The following is a 19,121-nucleotide window of genomic DNA, read 5'->3' on the forward strand; positions in this document are numbered from 1 at the left end:
GCCGCCTGGACCGGACGATGATCCGTGCGTCGAGAACAAGTCCCGGGCCCGCCCCCCTGAAAGAGACGAGGCCCTGCTGCACGAGTTGATGCCGTAATCCCGGCCCGGTGCAACCCTCCCTCTTGAGGAAGCTACGGCGGGGACCGCTGTGTCAATGCTCTCCGCAGGCGGGACAAGCTGCAGAATTCTTGTACCCATCCGTAAAATCAGTCGGGGCGGGTCGTGGCGTCCCGCCCCGAGGCCGACAGTACCGCAGGGCCCGAAAGGGCGAACTGATATTTTTGCGAAAAGATGGGTCGCACGCATTTGATTGGACAGCCCACCACCATTTTGTTTCGGAGTGTTCGTTTCTCTTGGTCGCCCCTTTCGCCTAATGGCCTCCTCGTACTCTCCGCAGACGCGCCAGGATCGCATTACCGAACAGTGGGTCGCGTTCGCTCCCTCTCGGAGCAGCCGCCCCAAGCAGACGATCCCCGATTCCGACACGCCGTCCCCAACAGAAGATCCGCCCGTGGAGGGATGCCCGTTCTGTCCAGGGCATGAGGAGATGCTTCCCTCCGTGATTTGGGAGATGTCGCAGGAACAGTCTCCGGGGTGGACGACGCGAGTGGTTCCCAACAAGTATGCCGCTCTCGCCTCGGACCGTGACGCTGGTGGCCAGTCCGGCCAGCTGTATCGCACCCGCCCCAGCCAAGGCCGACAGGAGGTACTCATCGACACCCCGCACCACCACCGGTCCCTGGCCCAACTGTCTGTGGCCGAGGTCGACGCCGTGCTTGCGACCTACCTGCAGCGCTACCACAACGTCCGCACGGCGAACAACGACCTCATCCCGATTCTCTTTCGCAACCATGGGGCGCGTGCAGGGGCCTCCATCGCGCATCCCCACAGCCAGCTCATCGCCCCTGATTTCCACCCGCCCCTCATCGAACGAGAAGAGCAGGCGGCCCGGGCCCGGCACGCGGACCTGGGCGACTGTCCCTACTGCGTCATGATTGAAAAAGAGCTCGACGCGGAGGCCCGGCTCGTGTGGACCAGCGACAGGTTCGTCGTCTTCGTCCCGTTCGCCGCCGAGGTGCCCTACGAGATGTGGATTCTCCCCCGCGAGCACGAGCCTGAATTCGGGCGCCTCACGGAGGAGCGCCGCACGGGCCTGGCGCAGGTTCTGCGAACGGTTCTCCGCCGCCTCCACCGAAGCCTGGCGGATCCGGACTACAACTTCTTTGTCCGGACGGCTCTGGACTACACCTCCGACGCGCCGCACCTGCACTGGAGCCTCCGCATTCGTCCCCGCACGACGATGCAGGCGGGCTACGAGGTCGGGGCCGGCCAGCGCATCAATCCGTCGATCCCCGAACGGGACGCGGCGGTGCTTCGACGAACAGACTGAGAATCGGTCGCGGGTTTAGATCGGCCCGCGAGAGCGGGCATCGATGGGCCCAACGGGACGGGACGACGGCCGCAGCAGCGTCGCCACCTGGACACAGGGCCGACGTGCGGGTGCGCATCGCCATCCGGAGGCCCAAGATGCGAGTTCGGGCAGGTGTCGGCGTTCGCCCCCCTGGAAGGGGCGACAATACGAAAGCCCCAGAGCACGGACGGCCCTGGGGCTTCTCCTGGTGGGGGGACAAGCTGTGGATGTACCTCACACAACAAACCAGTGTGTGTTTCTAATTTTCCGAACGGGGCGAGGGAATTTGCTCAGGGACGCCCATTGCAGGCGATGCCGCTCCCCACATTTCCCCACAAGGCTCAAGAGCCGCGATCCCCTCCTGGACGCAGGCTGTACGGGCCGGGACCATGGGCCATCAGGAGCAGAAGGCCTCCCATAATCGAGAGGTTCTTCAAAAACATGATCACCTGCGTCTGCTGGCTGAAATCGGTGTGGAAGATGAGCGTCGCCGGAATCAGGAAAAGGATGAGCGCTGCGGCCCCAATCCGGCTTTTGTACCCCAATATCACCGACAGTCCACCGGCCACTTCTACGACAATCGCTCCCCCCAACAGCAGGGCCGTCGCCGGCATTCCGTACTCGGCCATGTACTGTTGCGTCCCTTCAAAAGCAGCGACCTTGTTCGCGCCAGAAGCAACAAAGATAAGCCCGAGGAGCGCTCGCGCAACGGGTGGGGTGTACGTTTTCATCTTCATCGGGACGCGGAGAGAGGATGGGGGAAAGAGAGGCACAAGACCAAACTCAACGGGCTGCTGGAAGCGGGGCGGGGCGACCGTTCATCGGCCGCCGTCGCCCCTCTGCCAGCCGCCTCGTGGGGCTACCCGATCTTGTAAAACTTCTCGTTGGTGATCTCGCCGTCCTCGTTCCAGGTGCGTACCGCCACCTGCTTCTGCTCCACACGGCCAACTCCCTCCAAGGTCATCTCATTCTCCCACTCGGAGAAGGTAACGTGCTCCTCTTCGTCGACGGCCCGCGCCTTGATCTCCGCGGAGTGGAACTGCTCCAGGGAGTTGACGAACTGCTTCTCGTACTCCCGATTCTCCTCCTTTCCGACCCGGCGATCGTCGCCCTCTTCCATGACGACATCATCGGCATAAAATTTTTCGAATGCCTCCAGGATTTCTCCCTGAAGGATCATGTTGTTGAGTTCCTGGTCTCGAGCGTCTAGGTCACTCATGGCTGGTGTAGGATTGGTGATGAGCGTGTGCGAATTGTGAAAGGTATCCGTCCGTTCACGCTGAACGGGACAGGGACCCGTTGCCTCGCCGGGTGCAAACGCAACCCGGTCCTCGTCGCAACATTATGCGTTGCAACAACTATTGGGGGCAAAACTAAGTGTTCTTCTCGTATCCGGCATATATGCCTTCGCAGATTCTGGACAGGTGGTTCAGGTCTCGGTCGGACACGCGTGTGTTGAACCACTCCTGGACGTCGCGGATTTCGGGGTCCATTTCCTCGAGCAGGTCCAGACCGTCGTCGGTAATGGTGTGGATGGTCATGCGTCGGTCCTCGTCACTGGTCGTACGCCGGACGAGCCCCTGCTCTACCAGTTTGTCGATAAGACGAGTCACGTCCGGGGACGGGTCAAGCATCCGCTCGACAATTTCACACCGGGGGTGGCCATCCGGGTGCACCCCTCGGAGGATCCGAAGGACGTTGTGGTGGCTAAACTGGAGGTCGTACGACTGGCACACCTGCTCCACCCGCCGCCGCACGTGCGCCGCGGCGACGAACAGGTTCAGCATCGCCTCCTGAGCCGTGTCCTCGAACGGAGCGCTCTGCTTAATGTAGTCGCGGAGAATGTGCCCCATGCTGGATGTCACACGTGTCTAAATCTCAACTTTGCGTGTTATAACACATAAATGGGACGGAAGAGTTCCGGGTTGAGGCCCATCATGAAATCCTCACATCGGGGGTGGGCTGCCGTCCTACTCGACGACCTGTGGAACAAGGAAGTGGCTGTCGTCAGCCTCCGGCGCGGGCTCGAGGGCCTGCCCCTGATCGATCCGCTCCGTCACCGCGTCGGTCCGGTAAACGTTCGTAACATCGAGGACGTGCGACATGGGCGGTACCCCGGACGTATCAAGCTCATCGAGCTTGTCCACATACCCGAGGATCGCATTCAGCTCATCGGCCATCTGAGACTCTTCTTCCTCCGAAAAGTCAAGCCGCGCAAGTTGGGCGACATGCCGAACGTCGTCGCGGGTCACGGACATAGGAAAGGAAAGATCTTGAAGATGAAGAACGGACAACCAGACAAGAGGAGGGTCAAAACGAGGGGCTGTCGACGCGGGTTTCTCGTCGGCTCGGGCCCCTCCGTTTATGCTAGAGGAGTCATGCGGACGGCGCCGATGCTCGAACCTCCCGGATCACTCGAATGAGAGTGGTCGCGGAGCGGAGGCCGTGTTTCGGGCGAGGCTCCAGGAACATTTCCAGGCTGATCGGCCCCTGAAAGCCCTGTGCGGACAACTGCTCTAGCTGCTCGGTCCATCCCACGGCGCCTTCTCCGAGCGGCGTGTCGACCCACCGCCCCCCTTCCACGCGCCCATCGCTGCACCGAACGAGGGTCACGAGCCCCGCGAGGGCCGTGAGGCCCCTCCTCGGGTCTTCGCCTGCACGCAGGGCGCCTACGGGATTCCAGGCCGCACGGACGTTGGGGGCCTCCACCCGGGCCAGAAGATCGGCGAGGGCCTCTCCGGTGGGGCACGCGGTCTCGGGGCCGTTCCGGACCGCGACCAGGACGTCGTACCCGGCGGCCTTCTCGCCGGCCTGCTGGAGCGCCTCGGCCATCGGCTCCAGGGAGGCCCCGGGCTCCGCGGCAAAGGGACTGATCGTCACACGCGGACACCCCACCCGTCGGCACAACTCGAGGGTGTCGTCGAACTGCAAGAGATCATTCATCCATGCCGCCCGGTCGCTTACCGGGCCCTCAAACAGGCTCGGGACCACGCTTGAGAGGAGCAGTTCGGTGCCCTCCAACTGCTCCCGGATCTGCTTCTCGTTGACGAACGGGATCCGGTCGTCCGGCCCTCCCACGGTTCGAAGCTCCATGCCGTGCAGGCCCCACAACTGCGTGTAATGGAGGGCCCGGTTCAGGTCGCTCGTGACAGTATCGGTCAGCCAGACGGGAACCATAACACAGGACGGGATTCGGTCGAGGATCGAGCATCCACCGTATCAACCGTCCAGGGGGGTGTTCCTCAGGACCTACCCCTCCAGGCCCTGGTGCTCGGCCGCGCACAGGCTACCGATCCTGCTGCGTTTCGGCATCCGTCTCCGGAAACTCCGCGTCTTCGGCGTACTCTTCCCCCAGTTGGCGAAGGGCCTCCTTGGCGCTTCGCCGACGCTGCTCGACCAGGTCCTGGTTCTGCTCCTGGTCCACACGGGCACGGAGCGGATCCACTACCTCGGCCCGGAGCACAATCAAGAGTTCCTGCTTCGTGACGTTGGTCGTCTCCGAGCCGAAGACGTACCGAAGCCCAAAGAACCACCCCGGCAGGTCTTTCAGAATGGGGACCCCACTGCGTCTCGTCGTTTTCTGGGTGGAGATGAGCCCCCCGATGGCGGTGGCCTCATCGTCAAGGAGAAGAATTTGAGTGCTGGCCTGATTGCGATTGATGATCGGCCCGGAGCCGGAGGGCTGACTGTTTGAGTCTTCTACGTCCACGTTCAGGTGGATAAAATCCAGCACAGGCGCCCCCGAGGTATCGGCGACCGGCTGACTGAGCAGCGTGGGCGTGACATCGATGATGATCCCTGTTGAGAAAAACTCCGTAACGGTATTTCCCGCAAAGTCGGTGGTCTGGACCGGCACGTCCTGGCCAATCTGGATGTTGCCTTCCTCTCCGCTTTGGACGGTCACCTGCGGGTTCGCGACGGTGCGACCCACGTTGTCCTGTTCCACAAGATTGAGGAACCGGCGGAACTGAGAAAGCGAGATCTGATCGGGAGCCTGCAGAACATTGTCGACACTCTCGAACAAGTTTTCCGTCTCAATCGCAAAATTCTGCCCCTGCCCGCCCGTCCCGGTCCCCCCGGCGCCTCCCGTTCCGCCCCCTCCGGTGCCACCTCCAGCGCCTCCTCCTTGACCTCCTCCTTGACCTCCTCCCTGCGTGGAGCCCAGGATCTCATCCCATCGGAGCCCTCGATTGCGAACCTTTGTGAGGTTGAGGTTGAAAAGAATTGCGTTGATTCGGATCTCTCGGGTGTCCACGGTAGCGGGCGGCCCCTCGCCTTCCCCAGACTCGGCCGAGGCCTCCGTCTCTTCGACCATGCCCTCCTGCTCGGCCTCCCGCACCAGGAAAACCTCTTCGGTCTCCCGGTACGTTAGCCCGTTGGCCTCCAGGGCCCGCTGAAAAGCGTCGAAGTAGTACATGCCCGACACCGAGAGGCCAATCGACATCGTCCGGTCTTCCGGGTCGACGATCCGTTTGCCCAGTTCCCGCTCAAAAATCGGATTGACGATCTCAATGAATTGATCCAGCGACGTCTCCTGGCCGAAGGAGACCAGCAGTTCGGGGGAAATATTGGTGCGGGTGGTGCGGCGCTCCGGCCGCTCCTGGGCCTCGGCCGGCAGGCAGAGTCCTCCTCCCCACAAAGCAATCAGGAGAACCGACAGAACACACCGGAAGCGAGAAGAGCAGATCATGAACGTGGAGCGTCGGCGGTGCGAGAGATCAACAAGAAGAACCCTGAACGGCGGGAGCGCGCTGGGCCCCGTATCGCGAAGTTGCGCTACAAAACACTGGAGCAAGGACTATTCCTACGGGTCCGTGGAGGAGGGGCCATCGCCAGTGCGGACCCGGAGCGGACTGTCTGTCCCCAGCGTCCGCTCCACACGATCCACAATTCCTCCCCGGTTCAACCGCGCGACGACTCGGCCCTCCGACGGACTCACCTCTTCGATGCGCCCCAGGTACACCCGGTCGCCCTCGCCGACCTGCTGGAGCCCATCCCCGGTTTGGAAGACGGCCTTCCTGTCCACGATGGAGAGCAGCTGTGCAGACTCGACGTTCAGACGGTCGTACTGGTTGGGGGGCACCTTTTCAAAGACGAGGGGATAGAACGGATTGATTTCGGGGGCGGGATTTGGCACCACCGAGGACGGAAGTGGGGGGCTGGTCGTGTTCTTCGCCACCGGCAGCCGCTCCACCTCTCCGGCCTCAGAGGGGGAGGTCGATGCGGGGAGATCCGTGGCGGCCCCGTAGATGGCCTCCACGTCCATCTCAAATGAAACGAGCACGTCCATCGTCGTGCGCCCGCTCTCCCCGTCGGTCTCTCGTTCTTCAAGGTAGTTCAGACTCAGATCGCGGATGCGGTAAAATGGCCGGTTGTTTTCGACCGTCCAGACAAATTGATAGAGGTTCGTGAAATAGGCCTTTCCTTCTGCATTGAAGGTGTGGACGCTGTAGCCGTCCCGCGCTTCCGAACCGGCCGACATCACGTCGAACTGCTGAAATCCCGTCTTCGTGAGCTCGGTGAGGTAGGCCACAATGTCCGGAGTCGAGATGGTCGCGGGGACTACCTTGTATTGGGTCCGCCACCGGCGGCGTACGGTTTGGAGGCGCGACTCTGCGTTGGCCCGGTCGGCGCGGAGGGATCGAATTTCCTCTCTTTCCTGCTTCTTTTCCTCAATCTGTTGCCCCAACGAGGCAATCGTGTCCTGCTGGTGAAAATACGTGAGGTACGTGCCCGCCCCACAGACGAGGACCACGCAGGTGAGGAGCAGAATCTGATTGGTGTCGAGCCAGAACATGCGGCGGTCACCTGAGCAAAGAGAAAGTGCGTGCGGTTGGGCGTTTCGTCAGACCGAGCGTCCTGATTCGGACGGGTCGGACGGGGCTGACGTCGACGCGGAGGCTTCGGCGGGCGCGGCGTCTTCATCCGCCTCTGTCATTTTGAGCAGCCACGCCCCCTCTGGAAGGATGCCGTTCATGTCCTGCAGCACCGACAGCGCATTCTGTACCGAGGCGAACCGCCCAACCCCAACCCGATACCGACCGTTTTTCGGGCTCTGCTGGACCTGGACCGGATAGGCGTCGCCATCCAGGCGCTTCCGGAACCGCTGCGCGGTCTCCTCGGCCGCCGCGCTTTCCAGCACCGAGGCCACAACGACTGTCCAGATCGAGGACGCCGCGTCGACGGTGTCGGTGCGGCCCTGCGCGCGCCCACTCGCCTCAACCTCTCCAGAGGCGGAAGCCGCTTTCGGGTTGGGGGCGGCCCGAGCCGCCGGAGACGGCGCGGTCGGTGTCGTGGAGGAGTCCGGTGCGGAGGCGGAGGCCTCCTGCGGCCCGACCTCCACGGCGTCCTCCCCGGCGGCCAGCTGCTCGCCCCGCTGCTCGCGCCAGTACTCGATCGCCCCCGGCTCGGTGGTATCGAGCGGGACCGTCACCTCAAAGTCGTAGAGCGACACGTCTCGCGTTTCCGTGAAGGTAAGCCCCAGAATGCTGCCGTCCAGTTGCTGTGCCAGCTGGACCACCTTCGACCGGTCGGTGGACCGGCCAAGGACCCTCACCTCTGCATTGGACTGGGGACTCCACTGGTCGATGGTGAGGCCACGGATGTCGTTCATCTGCCCCGTGACGGTGGCTAGGCCACTGCTCCATTTGTTGCTTCCCTGCAGGAGCGTGTCGAGGGTTTCGTTCGCTCCAGCGTATTCGGCGGTCGCGGCCTGCAAGCTGTCGATGCGCCGCTGGAGCGCCTGCTGGTCCACCTGGGCCACCTTCTGTTTAAGGCTTTGCAGCTCAGAACGCCGCTCACTGATGGTGCTGGCGTTCATGAAGTAGAGCCACACGAACCCGAGCGTTGCAACGGCCAGGAGCGTCAGCAGCGCGGGGACCGGCCACCCCACCGGAAGCCGCAGGCGACTCGCGACGTATTCCTTCGCCAGCAGGTTGATCGGCTGGAAATACGGTGCAAACTCGGCGTCGTCGAGCAGGCGGAGCGCCACGCCCATAGCCCCCACGTACGCCTCGGCCTCGGTGTCCTCTCCCCCGGGTAGGTGCGAGCGAAGCACGTGAAGCTCCGCCGTGGAGAAGTACGACTTGAACGCGCTGGCGAGCACCTCTTCGTCCCGCTCCGCAACAAGCATGAGGTGCTGCACCTGCCCCATCCCGTATTCGTCCTGCAAAAGGAGGACCCGGCTGCAGATGGTCTCGGCGGAGTCCTCGGCCGTGAGCTCCGGGAGGTGCTCCGACTGGCGAAGCGTGTTGCCCTCCATGAAAAGAACGAGCGTGTCCTCGGTGCCCGACCGGACGAGAATGGTCTTTTCGGGCGTGCCCGGCGGGAGCTGGAGCATCGAGCGGGCGAGCCCGAGGTAGAGGGACACATCGGCGTCCAGCAGGCGCGTCTGCGGGGAGCGGGAGAGGGTCTGATCCTGCATCGACTTCAGGGTCGAGAGGACCGGACCGCCAGGCCGCGCGATGAGGGCCAGGACGCGCTGGTATCCGTCGCCCGTACGGTGCATTGACACAAAGCCCACACGCCCATCGTCCACCTCCCCCTCGTACTGCTCTTCCAGCATTTCCAGAAGCGTGGAGCGAGAGGCCGGAAGGGGAAGTCCGTGCTCGGTCTCTTCGGCCTCCTCCTCGTCCGTTTCGTCCGGCGGGAGGCGGAGCTCCACGTCGTCGATCTGTGACGTGGAGCTGCAGAAGGCAATTTTCGGGTCTTCGTAGCCGTGCTCCGCACACTTGTCAAGGACATCGTCGAACTCAGCCTGAAAATTCCAGGTATCCTCCACTTCCTCCCCCACTCCCCCTCCTTCTTCGAGTTCATCAAACTCCGATCCCATGAACATCTCGCCGCCACTCCCTTCGTCATCGCCAAATTGAATGGTGACGTCGTCCGACTCCTCCTCCACGCCCGAGGCTAGATCGTCGGAACCGTCGAAGGGCAAGCTTTCGTCCTCCACTTCACCTTTCTCGGACGAAAACCGAAATTTGACGGTGATCTCTTCGTTTGATCGCTCCAGTAGCACGGCGTGGAGACTTTCCGCCGACACCATTATGCCGAGTGCGTGTGAACTCATCCGATGTGGGGGGTTGGACGTTGTGGCGTATGCGCAGCAAATCGTCAATGTGGAGAGAAGGAAAGCCTCAACCTTGCAGCGTCCTCGTCGGGGCCGAAACTGGAAGGAGCCGTCGCCCCTTCGAATTGGGGGGTACTTGCACGCCCCCTTCCGGCTACTCCCCCATTTCCTTGCGAAACCAAGCTCTTCGAAAAGCTCTTAGGACGCCCCAAATGGATCGCCGCAGCAACAAAGCTGACCTACTGACATACCCCACAATCGCCGTGCCAAGTACTGCAAGACGGACTGACGGGTTGGTGTCCTAAATTTTAACACCAGAGCACGCACCCGCACGCACTAAAGATGGGCCTGCGTGGGAGTAAATCGTGTCCGAAAAAATGTAGGATGATACAGGCAGAGTTGTGGCAAAACACCCCGGCCCACGAATCCTCTCCGGGGTGCTGTACTGGGCACTCGGTCCGTGGACAAGCGGTCATGAATTGGACCGAACGGCTTGACGCCGCACGGGATTGTGCCCCCTCCTGTAACCAGAGGTTGCCATACCGGACTGAACCACACCGGACTGGGTTGATCTCGCTTCCTCTCTGACGGCGGTACCCTCTTCACCGCCATGGTAGCGATAGACGTTCGAGGGGTGTCGGGAGGGCCTGCCCGCAACAAATCGACTGGCGCCCCTCGCAAAGAACAGAAATGGTCAGAATAGACGACGGAGACGCTTCTTGTTGTTCGCGTAGTCCATCGCGTCCTCCGGCTCAATTTTGTTCTTTCGGGTGAGGCGGTAGAGGTCCTGCTCGAGCGTTGTTTGGCCCTGGTCTCCTCCTTGCCACATCATCTGGTAGACCTCCCCCACGTTGTCATTTTTGATGGCAGCGCGAGCTGAGGAGCCGACCCAGAGCACCTCTTTCGCAAGCTGGCGACCGCCCCCCACTTTCGGCAGCAGTTTTTGCGACACGACGCACCGGAGCACATCTGCGAGCCGGTGCCGCACCCGCTGCTGCTCGTCGGGTGGCATCTCCGCCACGATACGGTCGATCGTCTCCATGGCCGACGAGGTGTGAAGGGTGGAGAAGACCTTGTGCCCCGAGTCGGTAATTTCGAGCGCCGCCTGAATCGTCTCAGGGTCCCGCATCTCCCCGATGACCACAATGTCGGGGTCCTGGCGCAGTGCCTGAACAATCCCCTCCTTGAAGGTGGTGACGTCCTTCCCCACCTCCCGGTGGCGCACGATGCATTTCTTAGACTCGTGCATGTACTCGATCGGCTGGGCAATGACGACGACGTGTCCGGGATAGTCCTCGTTGTTCGCGTCCACGATGGCGTCGAGCGTCGTACTTTTTCCCGATCCGGTCACCCCGGTAATGAGGGTGAGCCCGTCCCGCACGTGCCGAAACATCATGCCCTTCTGAATCTTCGGGTGGAAACCTAGCTCATCGAGCGGAAAGATTTCGTTGTTGATGGCCCGCATGTTGAGCGCGGCGTGGTCGTAGTCCGAATAGGCCGTCGCGCGGAAGCGCCGCGGACGATCGTCCTCGTCGACTTCAAGACGGTACGAAAAGTCCGCTGCCCCCTCGTCCAGAAGCTCGGTCTTCTGCTTTTCGTTGAGGAGGCTCAGGACGAGGATGTCGGTCTCCAGGGGTTCGTAGGTGCCCAGATCTTTTTCCCGACGTTTTTCTCCATCGATTCGGTACCAGACGTGGCCGTCGCAGGCCCGCCCTCCCACGTCCATGTCACTTGCGTCGAGTTCGATTGTGCGCCGCACGAAGCGGTTCATGCGATCGCGCAGGGCGGCCTTCTCGTTCTCGGAAAACTTCTCCGTCCCCTGTGCAAGGTAGCGGAGCCGACGCTGGCCGCGGTAGGAATCGGGAATGGAGTTGATCAGGCGCGTGCAGGCGGCCGGAAGGGGGGAGACCGACCCAGGGGATGAACCGGATTGGGACGTTCCGTTCCGTCCCCCCGTCCCCCGGTCGCTAGACAGTACCTTTTTGAATGTCTCTTTGGACACGGGCTGCTTTTGATTAATGCAGTAGAGCAACGCAGATACAGACTCCCTTTTTGGTACGGGGATGCCCCGAACTATCTCGGACGGGGTGGAGACCGGCCTGTCAGTTCACAGGCCGGCCCATCCTCGCCAGAGCAGTCTCGGGCGGCACCGTCAGATTCTCCTTGACGGAGGCACTACGGGAATTGCCCAGCTTCACTTATCGGCAATCTCTCCACTTTCGGCTCCTTCTTCGGAATCGCCCCCCGGACTGCTGAGCCCGACCCGAAACACCTGGTCACTGAAGTCAGGAACGTTGCCGAAGTCACGGAGCTCGCGGAGATCCGCCGCATTCTTGTCCCAACCATCGCCACCGTAGGTTTCTTCGCCCGAGTTCCAGCCGGTGTGGTCTGGGTACCCATTGTCCTTGACATCCCAGAGTTGCGACTCGTTGAATACGCGCTGATCCTCGAAGGATACTCGCCATCCGTTGGTGCCCCCGAAGGTGGTCTCTTCGACCATGCCGAAGGGCGCCTCGCGCACCTTGTTGAGGTTCTCAGAATCCTGACTGAAGGAGAGCTGAGTATGGTCGTAGTCCTCCGGGTAATCGGCGGACGTGTTTCCCCGCTCACTGCAGTTTTTGTCGACCGCCAGGATAAAGTTCAGCTTCGTGCCCGGCTGAATCGTCTCGTCGTAGGTGGCCGTGCTTTCCCGGTCTTCATCCTGGGCCCGCCGGTTGTTCGGTGCGAAAATCATCTCCGGATCGGGCTGATCCTCCGGCTCGGTGTTCGGAAGAATCCGCTGCAGGTACACCGCTGAGCAGTACCCTGCCATCGACTCGATGAACTGGAGGTTTAGTGTGCTCGGCGCATTGACTGTAGGCACCTTTACCATGTGGTTGTCGGCATAGTTGTCACCGAGTTCGTGCTTGACCACCCGGTCCGCGACGATCTTCTTGCCCTCTGAAACGGCCTTGAACGCGGTCGGGCTGATCTTTTCCAGCCACGCCCGGTAGTTACCGCCCTCGTAGTCTCCCGTGATCGTCCCAACGTCGGAGACAATCGAGGTGACGTCGTCCCCAGGGTCGGTTTCCGCACGCGCTTCCGCAAGCACGGCATTGTGACCCGATCGGGCAATCTGCCGGGCAATTACCTGTCCCTCCCGGCGCGACTGGCGGTCCTGCGTGTCCATGGACATCTGCTGCCCTTGCAAGGCAATGAGGCTTACGACAGACATAACTCCAAGTGTGATAACTAAACTATACTTTCCCATGTCGAAGATGCTGATCTATGAAAAATCCGTCGAAGTACTCGCCTTCTTGTTCGTTGGCCTTCACTCTAGAGACCGAGCGAAACGACCGGGTCGTGAGTGAGGATTCGATCATTTCACCCAACTCTTACATGCACTTTCGCTGCCAAAGCTTGAGCCGTCGGGTCGTCTGAGCACCTTCCAGCCATTGGGTACACAGTCCGACACCTTTTGCGGCACAGTGAGGGTGCCCCCCACTCCGGAGGACTTGTCTCGATTTCGCAGGAGCATGACGGACCCGACGTGCGTGACCGGGAGGATCGTGCTCTGATTTCGATACGGGGCCACCGCGGAGAAGCGCACGCGAATGCTGTGCACGTCTTCCGGGGTGGTTTCAGGCGTCAGCACGCGCTTGGCATTCTCATCAAGCATGTCGATCTTAAAATACTCGAGGGTGGGCGTACTCAGTCCCTTGACCGACGACCAACTTCCGCTCCCGACCTTCTTCTTGCGGGTCAACTGGTAGAGTTTCGTGGTATCCCCCTCCACCACACTCGAATCCTCTTTTCTCACGCGGTACCGGGTCCGGATGCGGAGCGTGTCTCCGCTGGTCTTGACCGAGTCGCGATAAAAGACGAAGTTCTTTGTGACGCTGTCGGGGTGATGGGGATTGGTCCCCTTAAAGTTGAACGCCGCCTCGTCCGGATCGACGTTTGCGCCGATCTGCTCGAGGTCTTTTTCCAGCCACGTGGCGAAGGTCTGAGCCTCCTCCTTCACGGCGTTCCGGGAGGCCCGGGCGACATTTTTCTGAGTCGCACGCAGCTGAATTGTAATGAGCATTAGCGTCACGGTCGCGGCAATGATCGAAGCCACCATGTTGTCGTATATAAATTCCATATTTGGCTGGGTACTTTATTACCATTTGCGTGACACCAGAACAAAATCAGTTGTACGTAAGCACTTCTGAGAAGGTGATCGGCTCTTTGATGTACGGGTCCGGCCCCGTGTCCTGAATCTCAAAGACCACCTCTTTCCGAAATGTCGGTGAGGTTACCGGGTTCAAACTCGCGTCGACGTACCGAACCTTGGCCTTCACCTCAAAGTCCACGGTGAAGTCGGGGGCCTCGAACGGGACGATTGCGGGCTGCATCTCGTTGAAGTCGTCGATGTCGTCGCACGCGTCCGACCCACCGAACGCTTGGCAGTGATTGCCGGACGTGAAGGGAGGGGACGTGAGGGCGGACGGATTTGTGATCGAGTCCTTCGGAACCCCGATCGTGTTTTCGTCAAACGCTCGGGCGCGCACCACCTCGAGGCTTTGGGTAGCAACACCAATGGCCATCTCTTTCATCTCCGACTGGTAGACCTCCTTCTGATCTTGGAGCCTCGACTGCATCTGAGAGAGGCTCAGAAGGGTGGCCACCATTAAGGCGAGAAGAGCCAGGAGCGTCTGTTGCATGTCAAGGCTGGAATCTGTGGATTGAGTGCCTCGTCCTGTCGGGTCCTTAGGCCGGTCGCATCTAGTGTGGAGTTCTTGATATCAATACCCACGGGTGCCGTGAGGCGCCCCTACGTCGCCACCACCCGCACCATCTCTTCGACAGAGGTTTGTCCGTTCAAGATGGACTGGCGCGCCGAGGCCTGAAGCGAGCGCATTCCGTCTTCTTGCTGAGCATGCTCGCGGATCGCCCCCTCGTCCACGACGCCCTCCGCCTCCACAATCATGTGTCGGATGGGCTGCGTAAGGTAGAGCGCCTCCGCAATGGCCCGTCGGCCCTTGTAGCCGGTGCCGCTGCACTGACTACAGCCCCCCTTGTCGTCCGCGGCGTAAAGGGTGCCGTCCTCGATTTCTCCTTCCGAAAATCCGAGTTGCTTTAGCTTCACCATGTCCGGGTTCGCGACTTCCTGCTTGCAGTTCGGGCAGAGGGTCCGGATCAGACGCTGGGCCACCACCAGGTTAATGGCGTAGGCGATGAGGAAGGGCTCAATGCCCATCTTGTAGAGGCGGCTCACGGCGCTCGGCGCGTCGTTGGTGTGGAGCGTCGAGAACGTGAGGTGCCCCGTGTTGGCCAGCTTGATCGCAAGCTCCGCCGTCTCTTTGTCCCGCATCTCCCCCACCATGACGGTGTCCGGGTCGTGTCGCAGGATGGACCGGAGCGCGTCCTTCAGTTGGAGCTTGTCACTGAGCTTGATCTGCCGCGCCCCCTCAATGATGTACTCGACCGGGTCCTCAATCGTCAGGACGTTCTCGCTGGGCCCAATTACGCGGTGCAGCGCGGCGACCAGGGTCGTGCTCTTCCCCGAGCCCGTGGGCCCGGTCAGGATGACCATGCCATTGGGCTGTTGGATGGCGTGCTCGAACCGGTCGAGCGCCCGCGGCCCCAGCCCCAGCTTGTTGAGGTCCGTGATGACCTTGCGGTCGTCTAGGACACGGATGACGACACTTTCCGAGTCGATGTCCTGGTTGGAGCTGGCGATCGGCATGATGGAGACCCGGTACCGAATGCGGGTCCCGTCGACATCGCGCTGAATGAAGCCGTCCTGGGCCGCGTCGCTCTCGAAGCGATCGACGCTCATCGCGTTGTCCTTGATCACCGACAGGAGGGCCTCCGGGTGCACCCGGTCCTCCGTGTGCCAGTGGCTGAGGCGCCCGTCGACCCGGAAGTGGATTTCAACCTCCTTGTTTGAATTCGGATAGATGTGGATGTCGGACGCGCCCTCCCGCACGGCCTCGATGAGGGTGGCCTCGAAGAGGTTAATGAGGGTAGATCGATTGATCTCCTCCTCCAGCTTTTCCTCGTCCACCAAATCCTCCTCGTCCTCGAAGTTCTGGCCGAGGTCGACGGCCGAGTCCTCATCGATGCGGTCCAGATACTCGTTGTCTCGGGGGAAGGCCTCCGAGAGCAACTCGGTGACGGCGGACTTGGGGGCGTACTGGAGCTCGAACCGACTCAGGTCGAGCGACCGCGCCACCCGATGCACCTCGGGGCGCATGGGGTCGTGCGTGATCAGGATCACCTTCTGCCGCCCCTCTGTGCGCTGCACGTGATGGGGCACGAGCCCCAACTCGAAGAGCTGCTCCTGGTGGTCTTCGGTGAAGGTGTCGACCGTCGCACGGACGAAGTCGAGATCAGGCTCTTGGGTCTCAGGATCCGCCACTGAGAACGCGTATATGCGGGCCGCCCGCTCGTAGATGATGTCCTCGTCCACCTCCTCCTGCTGGGCCAGGACCCGCCAGAGAGCGAGATCTGGGGTCTCCATATCCCGTTGGTTCTGTGCGGCCTCTACCGCCTCCACACTCACGACGCCTCGCCGCAACAGCATCTCCACCACCCGATCATTCGTGCCGACCGAGGAGTTGGAGGCCATGCGGGAGGCGGCCTCGTCGATCAGTTCGGTATCGATTGCGGCCTCGAGCTCGTCGAGCGCCTGTTCAGGGCCCGGAACGTCGGGGCCGCCTTCCAGAGGCGGCTCCCCCTCCGAAGCATCGCCAGGGTCCAGCCCTGGGGCCGACGGCGCCGCCTCGTCGGACGCGGCAGCGAGATCCCCAGCGGACGGGGACCCGTCTCCCAGCGGCCCGGACGGCACGTCGTCGGGATCCGTGCCTTCGGACGCCTGATCGTTCGGGGAGGTCGTCTGCGCACTCTTTCGGGGCACGGGCGGCCGGTCGCTCGGCGAAAACGGCGGCACAGAAAAGCGCGGGGAGTCCACCGGGCCCAGCGTCAAAGCATCTGGACGCAGCCCCCCCATCGAAGAATTGGACGCCCGGCCTCCTGGTCCCTCCGTCTCACTGGAGTCCCTGGGAGAAGAAGCGTCGCTCTCCTTCGCTTCCCGGAGAGAAGCTGTATGGTCGGTGTCTGTCGAATCGCTCACTATGACAGTTTGGAATTAAGAACCCAGTCAATTCAGTTGGTCTTAAAGCGGTCCGTCTACATGCCCATCATGTCGGACTGCGACGGCTGGATGAAGGCCATTTCGGCCGAGAGCAGGGTGAGAAACAGCACGCCGAGCGCGATGATGACGGACACGGCCGTCTGGATGGTCTGCACCGCGGCGTCGAGGCTAAGCTCGGTCTCCTTTTCGTAGTAGTTCGCCATCTGGCGGGCACTCTCTTTCACGGAGCCGGTCTCGGCCCCGCTCTTGAGCCGCGTGATGGCCATGGAGGTGAACACCCCGCTGGCCTTCAAGGCGCGCACCAGACTCGCCCCCTGCGCCGCCATCATGGGAATGGTAACGTTGCGGATGCGGGCCTCCATGTACTTGTTGCCGCAGGCCTCCGCCGCAATGCGGATGACGCGCAGGTTGTCGCCGCTGCCGGAGTAGAGGATGGCGAAGACCCGGCAGAAGATCTCGACGTTGATTTTGTGCAGGAGCGTCCCGAGGACCGGGATCTTGATCATGTACTTGTGGAGATAAAACTTCCCCTGCTCCGTGCGGGCCCACAACACGAACGCCACAATGGGCGTCACGAGGGCGATGAACAGCCACAGCCAGTTCTGGTCGAGCCACTCGGCCATGGCAAGGGAGAAGGTGGTCAGCGGCGGCATCTCCACCTCCATCGCCATGTCCTCAAACAGGCCCGCCGTGGCCGGCACGATGTACCAGATGTACCAGATGAGCGCCCCGATGAGGCCGACCGTCGTGACCGCCGGCATGATGAGGGAGCTACGGACTCGGGACTTGAACTCATCCTTCCGCTCCAAAAAGCGGGCCGTCGACTCGTAGATCTCGGCCATGTTTCCGCTCTTGGAGGCAATCCCCAGCATGTAGGCCGTAAACTTGCCCAGCTTGTCGCGGTGCTTGTTGAAGGCCTTCTCCGGGTCCATTCCGCTCTTGAGGTCCGAGTTGAGGTCCCGGATCACCTGCTTCAGGCTGTTCGACGACACGTCGTTGACCAGTAGCTCCAGCACCTCGTCGAACGGAAGGTTCTCGCGGAGCAGGTTGGCCGAGAGGCGCACGAACATGATGAGGTCCGACTGCGGCGGCGTGAACTGGAAGTCGAACCACTTCTTTTGCACGCTGATGACCTCCAGCCCCATGCTTTCGAGGGCCTCCTTCACCTCCTCGCCCGAAAAGGCCTTCTGCTCCCCCTTCTTCACGTCCCCATTCGGGTGACGCACCTTGTAGAGGAAGGTGCGGCGCTTCTTCAGGTCCGAGGGCTTGAACCCGTGCTCCTCCGACAGGTCCTCCACCTTCTCTTTGGCGTTGCTCTTCGAGGACGCCATGACGGTGCCCTGCACGGACTGACCGGCGGGTGTGACGCCCTGGAATCGGAACTCGCGCGTGGCCATGCTGAGATTAGCGTATCATTCGAACGGAGCGTACCGCGATCGATCTGCACGGGGATGTGCCCGGAGCGTTCCCCGATTGGGTCATCTTTTGGAGCATAAATTATGCCTATTTATGGACCAAAGGTGGGGAAATCGCCCTGAATGGCCCCCGAATGGTCATGTCTCGCCCTCTAGAGGCCCGTAGACGGGGCTGCGGCGGGCCGTTCGGGGACGTGATCCTCACCGATTTTCTCTATCTATTTTCCAAAGGAGTACCTTCTCGTAAGTTACTTCTTGTAACCGGCGTGCTTAAAAACTACCGGCCCAGCCGGTCGGGACGCCCTTCCCCCCTCTCGGCCCTGCTCCGTCGTCTACCGGTCCAGGCGGACTCGTTTCTGAATCGACGTGTCGCGGAGGCCGATGTAGCCCTGGGCCCAGTACCGCGGTGAGAACCGGCTTCGATCCGCCGTGTCGAGAAACGCCGAGCGACGCTCCTCGATGGTCGAGAGGTCACGGAGACTACTCGTATAGAGCGACATATACCCGGGAAAATCTCGCCGCGGTATGAACGATAATTTTTTCGACATAAGAGGGTTTTACCAAGAAAACATATATGACTACAATGTTTTTTGGATAACAAAAAAAGGCAGCCACCTCTTTACAGAAGTGGCTGCCCATACTACCTTTGTGGTAAAATATCTGATTTTTATCAGTTCACTTCAGCATCAGAGGTTATACCAGACGGGTCTAGCGAGCTTATACCTGCAGTAACACTGTTTTCTTGACTGGTACAGGTTACTTTGATAGAGCCGCTAACACCGCTAACCTCACTTCCGTTGGTCAAGCTACCAGAACTACTGGCTCCACCACCAGTGGTAATTTTACATTCACCGTCTGAAGTCTCATAGATAGCACTGGAAGTTTCATAACCAAGTGAGCTCAATGTCACATTACCCGATGCAGAAGGCGTCCCTGAACTTAGATTACCATCATAGCCACCAAACTGCGAGGGTTCTTTGGCTTTCGCCTGAATGTCGCTGGCAATCTTCACGGCCGTCTGCGTAAGGGCGTCCTGATTGGCCCGAACGGACCCCTGCTCGAAGGCCTGAATGCCAGCCACCGTGGCGAGGCCCACAATCACCGTGG

The 19,121-nt window shown here is 61.2% G+C and carries 17 protein-coding genes; 1 reads left to right on the plus strand and 16 read right to left on the minus strand.

The genetic code is table 11. The features are described from left to right. Window positions 1-373 precede the first annotated feature (373 nt). Entirely contained in the window at window positions 374-1,390 is a 1,017-nt protein-coding gene (locus V5A20_RS07870) for a galactose-1-phosphate uridylyltransferase (RefSeq protein ID WP_332315612.1), read from the plus strand. 362 nt (window positions 1,391-1,752) lie between these two features. On the opposite strand, the gene V5A20_RS07875 is transcribed toward V5A20_RS07870, so the two are convergent. The 16 genes from V5A20_RS07875 to V5A20_RS07950 form a co-directional block, all read right to left on the minus strand. Next, window positions 1,753-2,148 carry a DoxX family protein gene (locus V5A20_RS07875; protein WP_332315613.1) on the minus strand — a complete coding sequence of 132 codons (396 nt, stop codon included), beginning with the start codon at window positions 2,146-2,148 and terminating at the stop codon, window positions 1,753-1,755. Between the two features lie 122 nt (window positions 2,149-2,270). Then, window positions 2,271-2,630 (minus strand): nuclear transport factor 2 family protein, encoded by a 360-nt coding sequence (locus V5A20_RS07880; RefSeq protein ID WP_332315614.1) that lies wholly within the window; start codon window positions 2,628-2,630, stop codon window positions 2,271-2,273. A gap of 154 nt (window positions 2,631-2,784) precedes the next feature. Further along, entirely contained in the window at window positions 2,785-3,264 is a 480-nt protein-coding gene (locus V5A20_RS07885; protein ID WP_332315615.1) for a MarR family winged helix-turn-helix transcriptional regulator, read from the minus strand. A 117-nt stretch (window positions 3,265-3,381) separates the two neighbouring features. Next, window positions 3,382-3,669 (minus strand): Asp-tRNA(Asn)/Glu-tRNA(Gln) amidotransferase subunit GatC, encoded by a 288-nt coding sequence (gene gatC / locus V5A20_RS07890; RefSeq protein WP_332315616.1) that lies wholly within the window; start codon window positions 3,667-3,669, stop codon window positions 3,382-3,384. A gap of 118 nt (window positions 3,670-3,787) precedes the next feature. Beyond that, window positions 3,788-4,588, minus strand: a complete 801-nt coding sequence (locus V5A20_RS07895) for a sugar phosphate isomerase/epimerase family protein (RefSeq protein WP_332315617.1) — start codon at window positions 4,586-4,588, stop codon at window positions 3,788-3,790. A gap of 109 nt (window positions 4,589-4,697) precedes the next feature. Next, window positions 4,698-6,101: a type II and III secretion system protein gene (locus V5A20_RS07900; protein WP_332315618.1), complete on the minus strand. Its 1,404-nt coding sequence runs from the start codon at window positions 6,099-6,101 to the stop codon at window positions 4,698-4,700. 114 nt (window positions 6,102-6,215) lie between these two features. After that, window positions 6,216-7,208, minus strand: coding sequence for a hypothetical protein (locus V5A20_RS07905; RefSeq protein WP_332315619.1), 993 nt, complete (start codon window positions 7,206-7,208; stop codon window positions 6,216-6,218). 48 nt (window positions 7,209-7,256) lie between these two features. Then, window positions 7,257-9,479, minus strand: a complete 2,223-nt coding sequence (locus V5A20_RS07910) for an SPOR domain-containing protein (protein ID WP_332315620.1) — start codon at window positions 9,477-9,479, stop codon at window positions 7,257-7,259. A 694-nt stretch (window positions 9,480-10,173) separates the two neighbouring features. Further along, entirely contained in the window at window positions 10,174-11,481 is a 1,308-nt protein-coding gene (locus V5A20_RS07915; protein WP_332315621.1) for a type IV pilus twitching motility protein PilT, read from the minus strand. A 192-nt stretch (window positions 11,482-11,673) separates the two neighbouring features. Then, a complete protein-coding gene (locus V5A20_RS07920) occupies window positions 11,674-12,693 on the minus strand; it encodes a hypothetical protein (RefSeq protein WP_332315622.1) in 1,020 nt (339 codons plus the stop codon). A 144-nt stretch (window positions 12,694-12,837) separates the two neighbouring features. Beyond that, on the minus strand, window positions 12,838-13,581 hold the full coding sequence (locus tag V5A20_RS07925) for a hypothetical protein (RefSeq protein ID WP_332327067.1): 744 nt from the start codon (window positions 13,579-13,581) through the stop codon (window positions 12,838-12,840). 67 nt (window positions 13,582-13,648) lie between these two features. Then, a complete protein-coding gene (locus tag V5A20_RS07930) occupies window positions 13,649-14,164 on the minus strand; it encodes a hypothetical protein (protein WP_332315624.1) in 516 nt (171 codons plus the stop codon). 110 nt (window positions 14,165-14,274) lie between these two features. Beyond that, window positions 14,275-16,395 (minus strand): ATPase, T2SS/T4P/T4SS family, encoded by a 2,121-nt coding sequence (locus V5A20_RS07935; protein WP_332327068.1) that lies wholly within the window; start codon window positions 16,393-16,395, stop codon window positions 14,275-14,277. A gap of 239 nt (window positions 16,396-16,634) precedes the next feature. Beyond that, window positions 16,635-17,996 (minus strand): type II secretion system F family protein, encoded by a 1,362-nt coding sequence (locus V5A20_RS07940; protein ID WP_332327069.1) that lies wholly within the window; start codon window positions 17,994-17,996, stop codon window positions 16,635-16,637. A gap of 350 nt (window positions 17,997-18,346) precedes the next feature. Then, window positions 18,347-18,514, minus strand: a complete 168-nt coding sequence (locus tag V5A20_RS07945; RefSeq protein ID WP_332315627.1) for a hypothetical protein — start codon at window positions 18,512-18,514, stop codon at window positions 18,347-18,349. Between the two features lie 170 nt (window positions 18,515-18,684). Continuing rightward, a partial coding sequence (locus V5A20_RS07950) for a hypothetical protein (protein WP_332327070.1) occupies window positions 18,685-19,121 on the minus strand: 437 nt, incomplete at its 5' end.

The sequence above is a fragment of the Salinibacter sp. genome, assembly GCF_036626415.1.
In the GTDB taxonomy this organism is placed as follows: Bacteria; Bacteroidota; Rhodothermia; order Rhodothermales; family Salinibacteraceae; genus Salinibacter.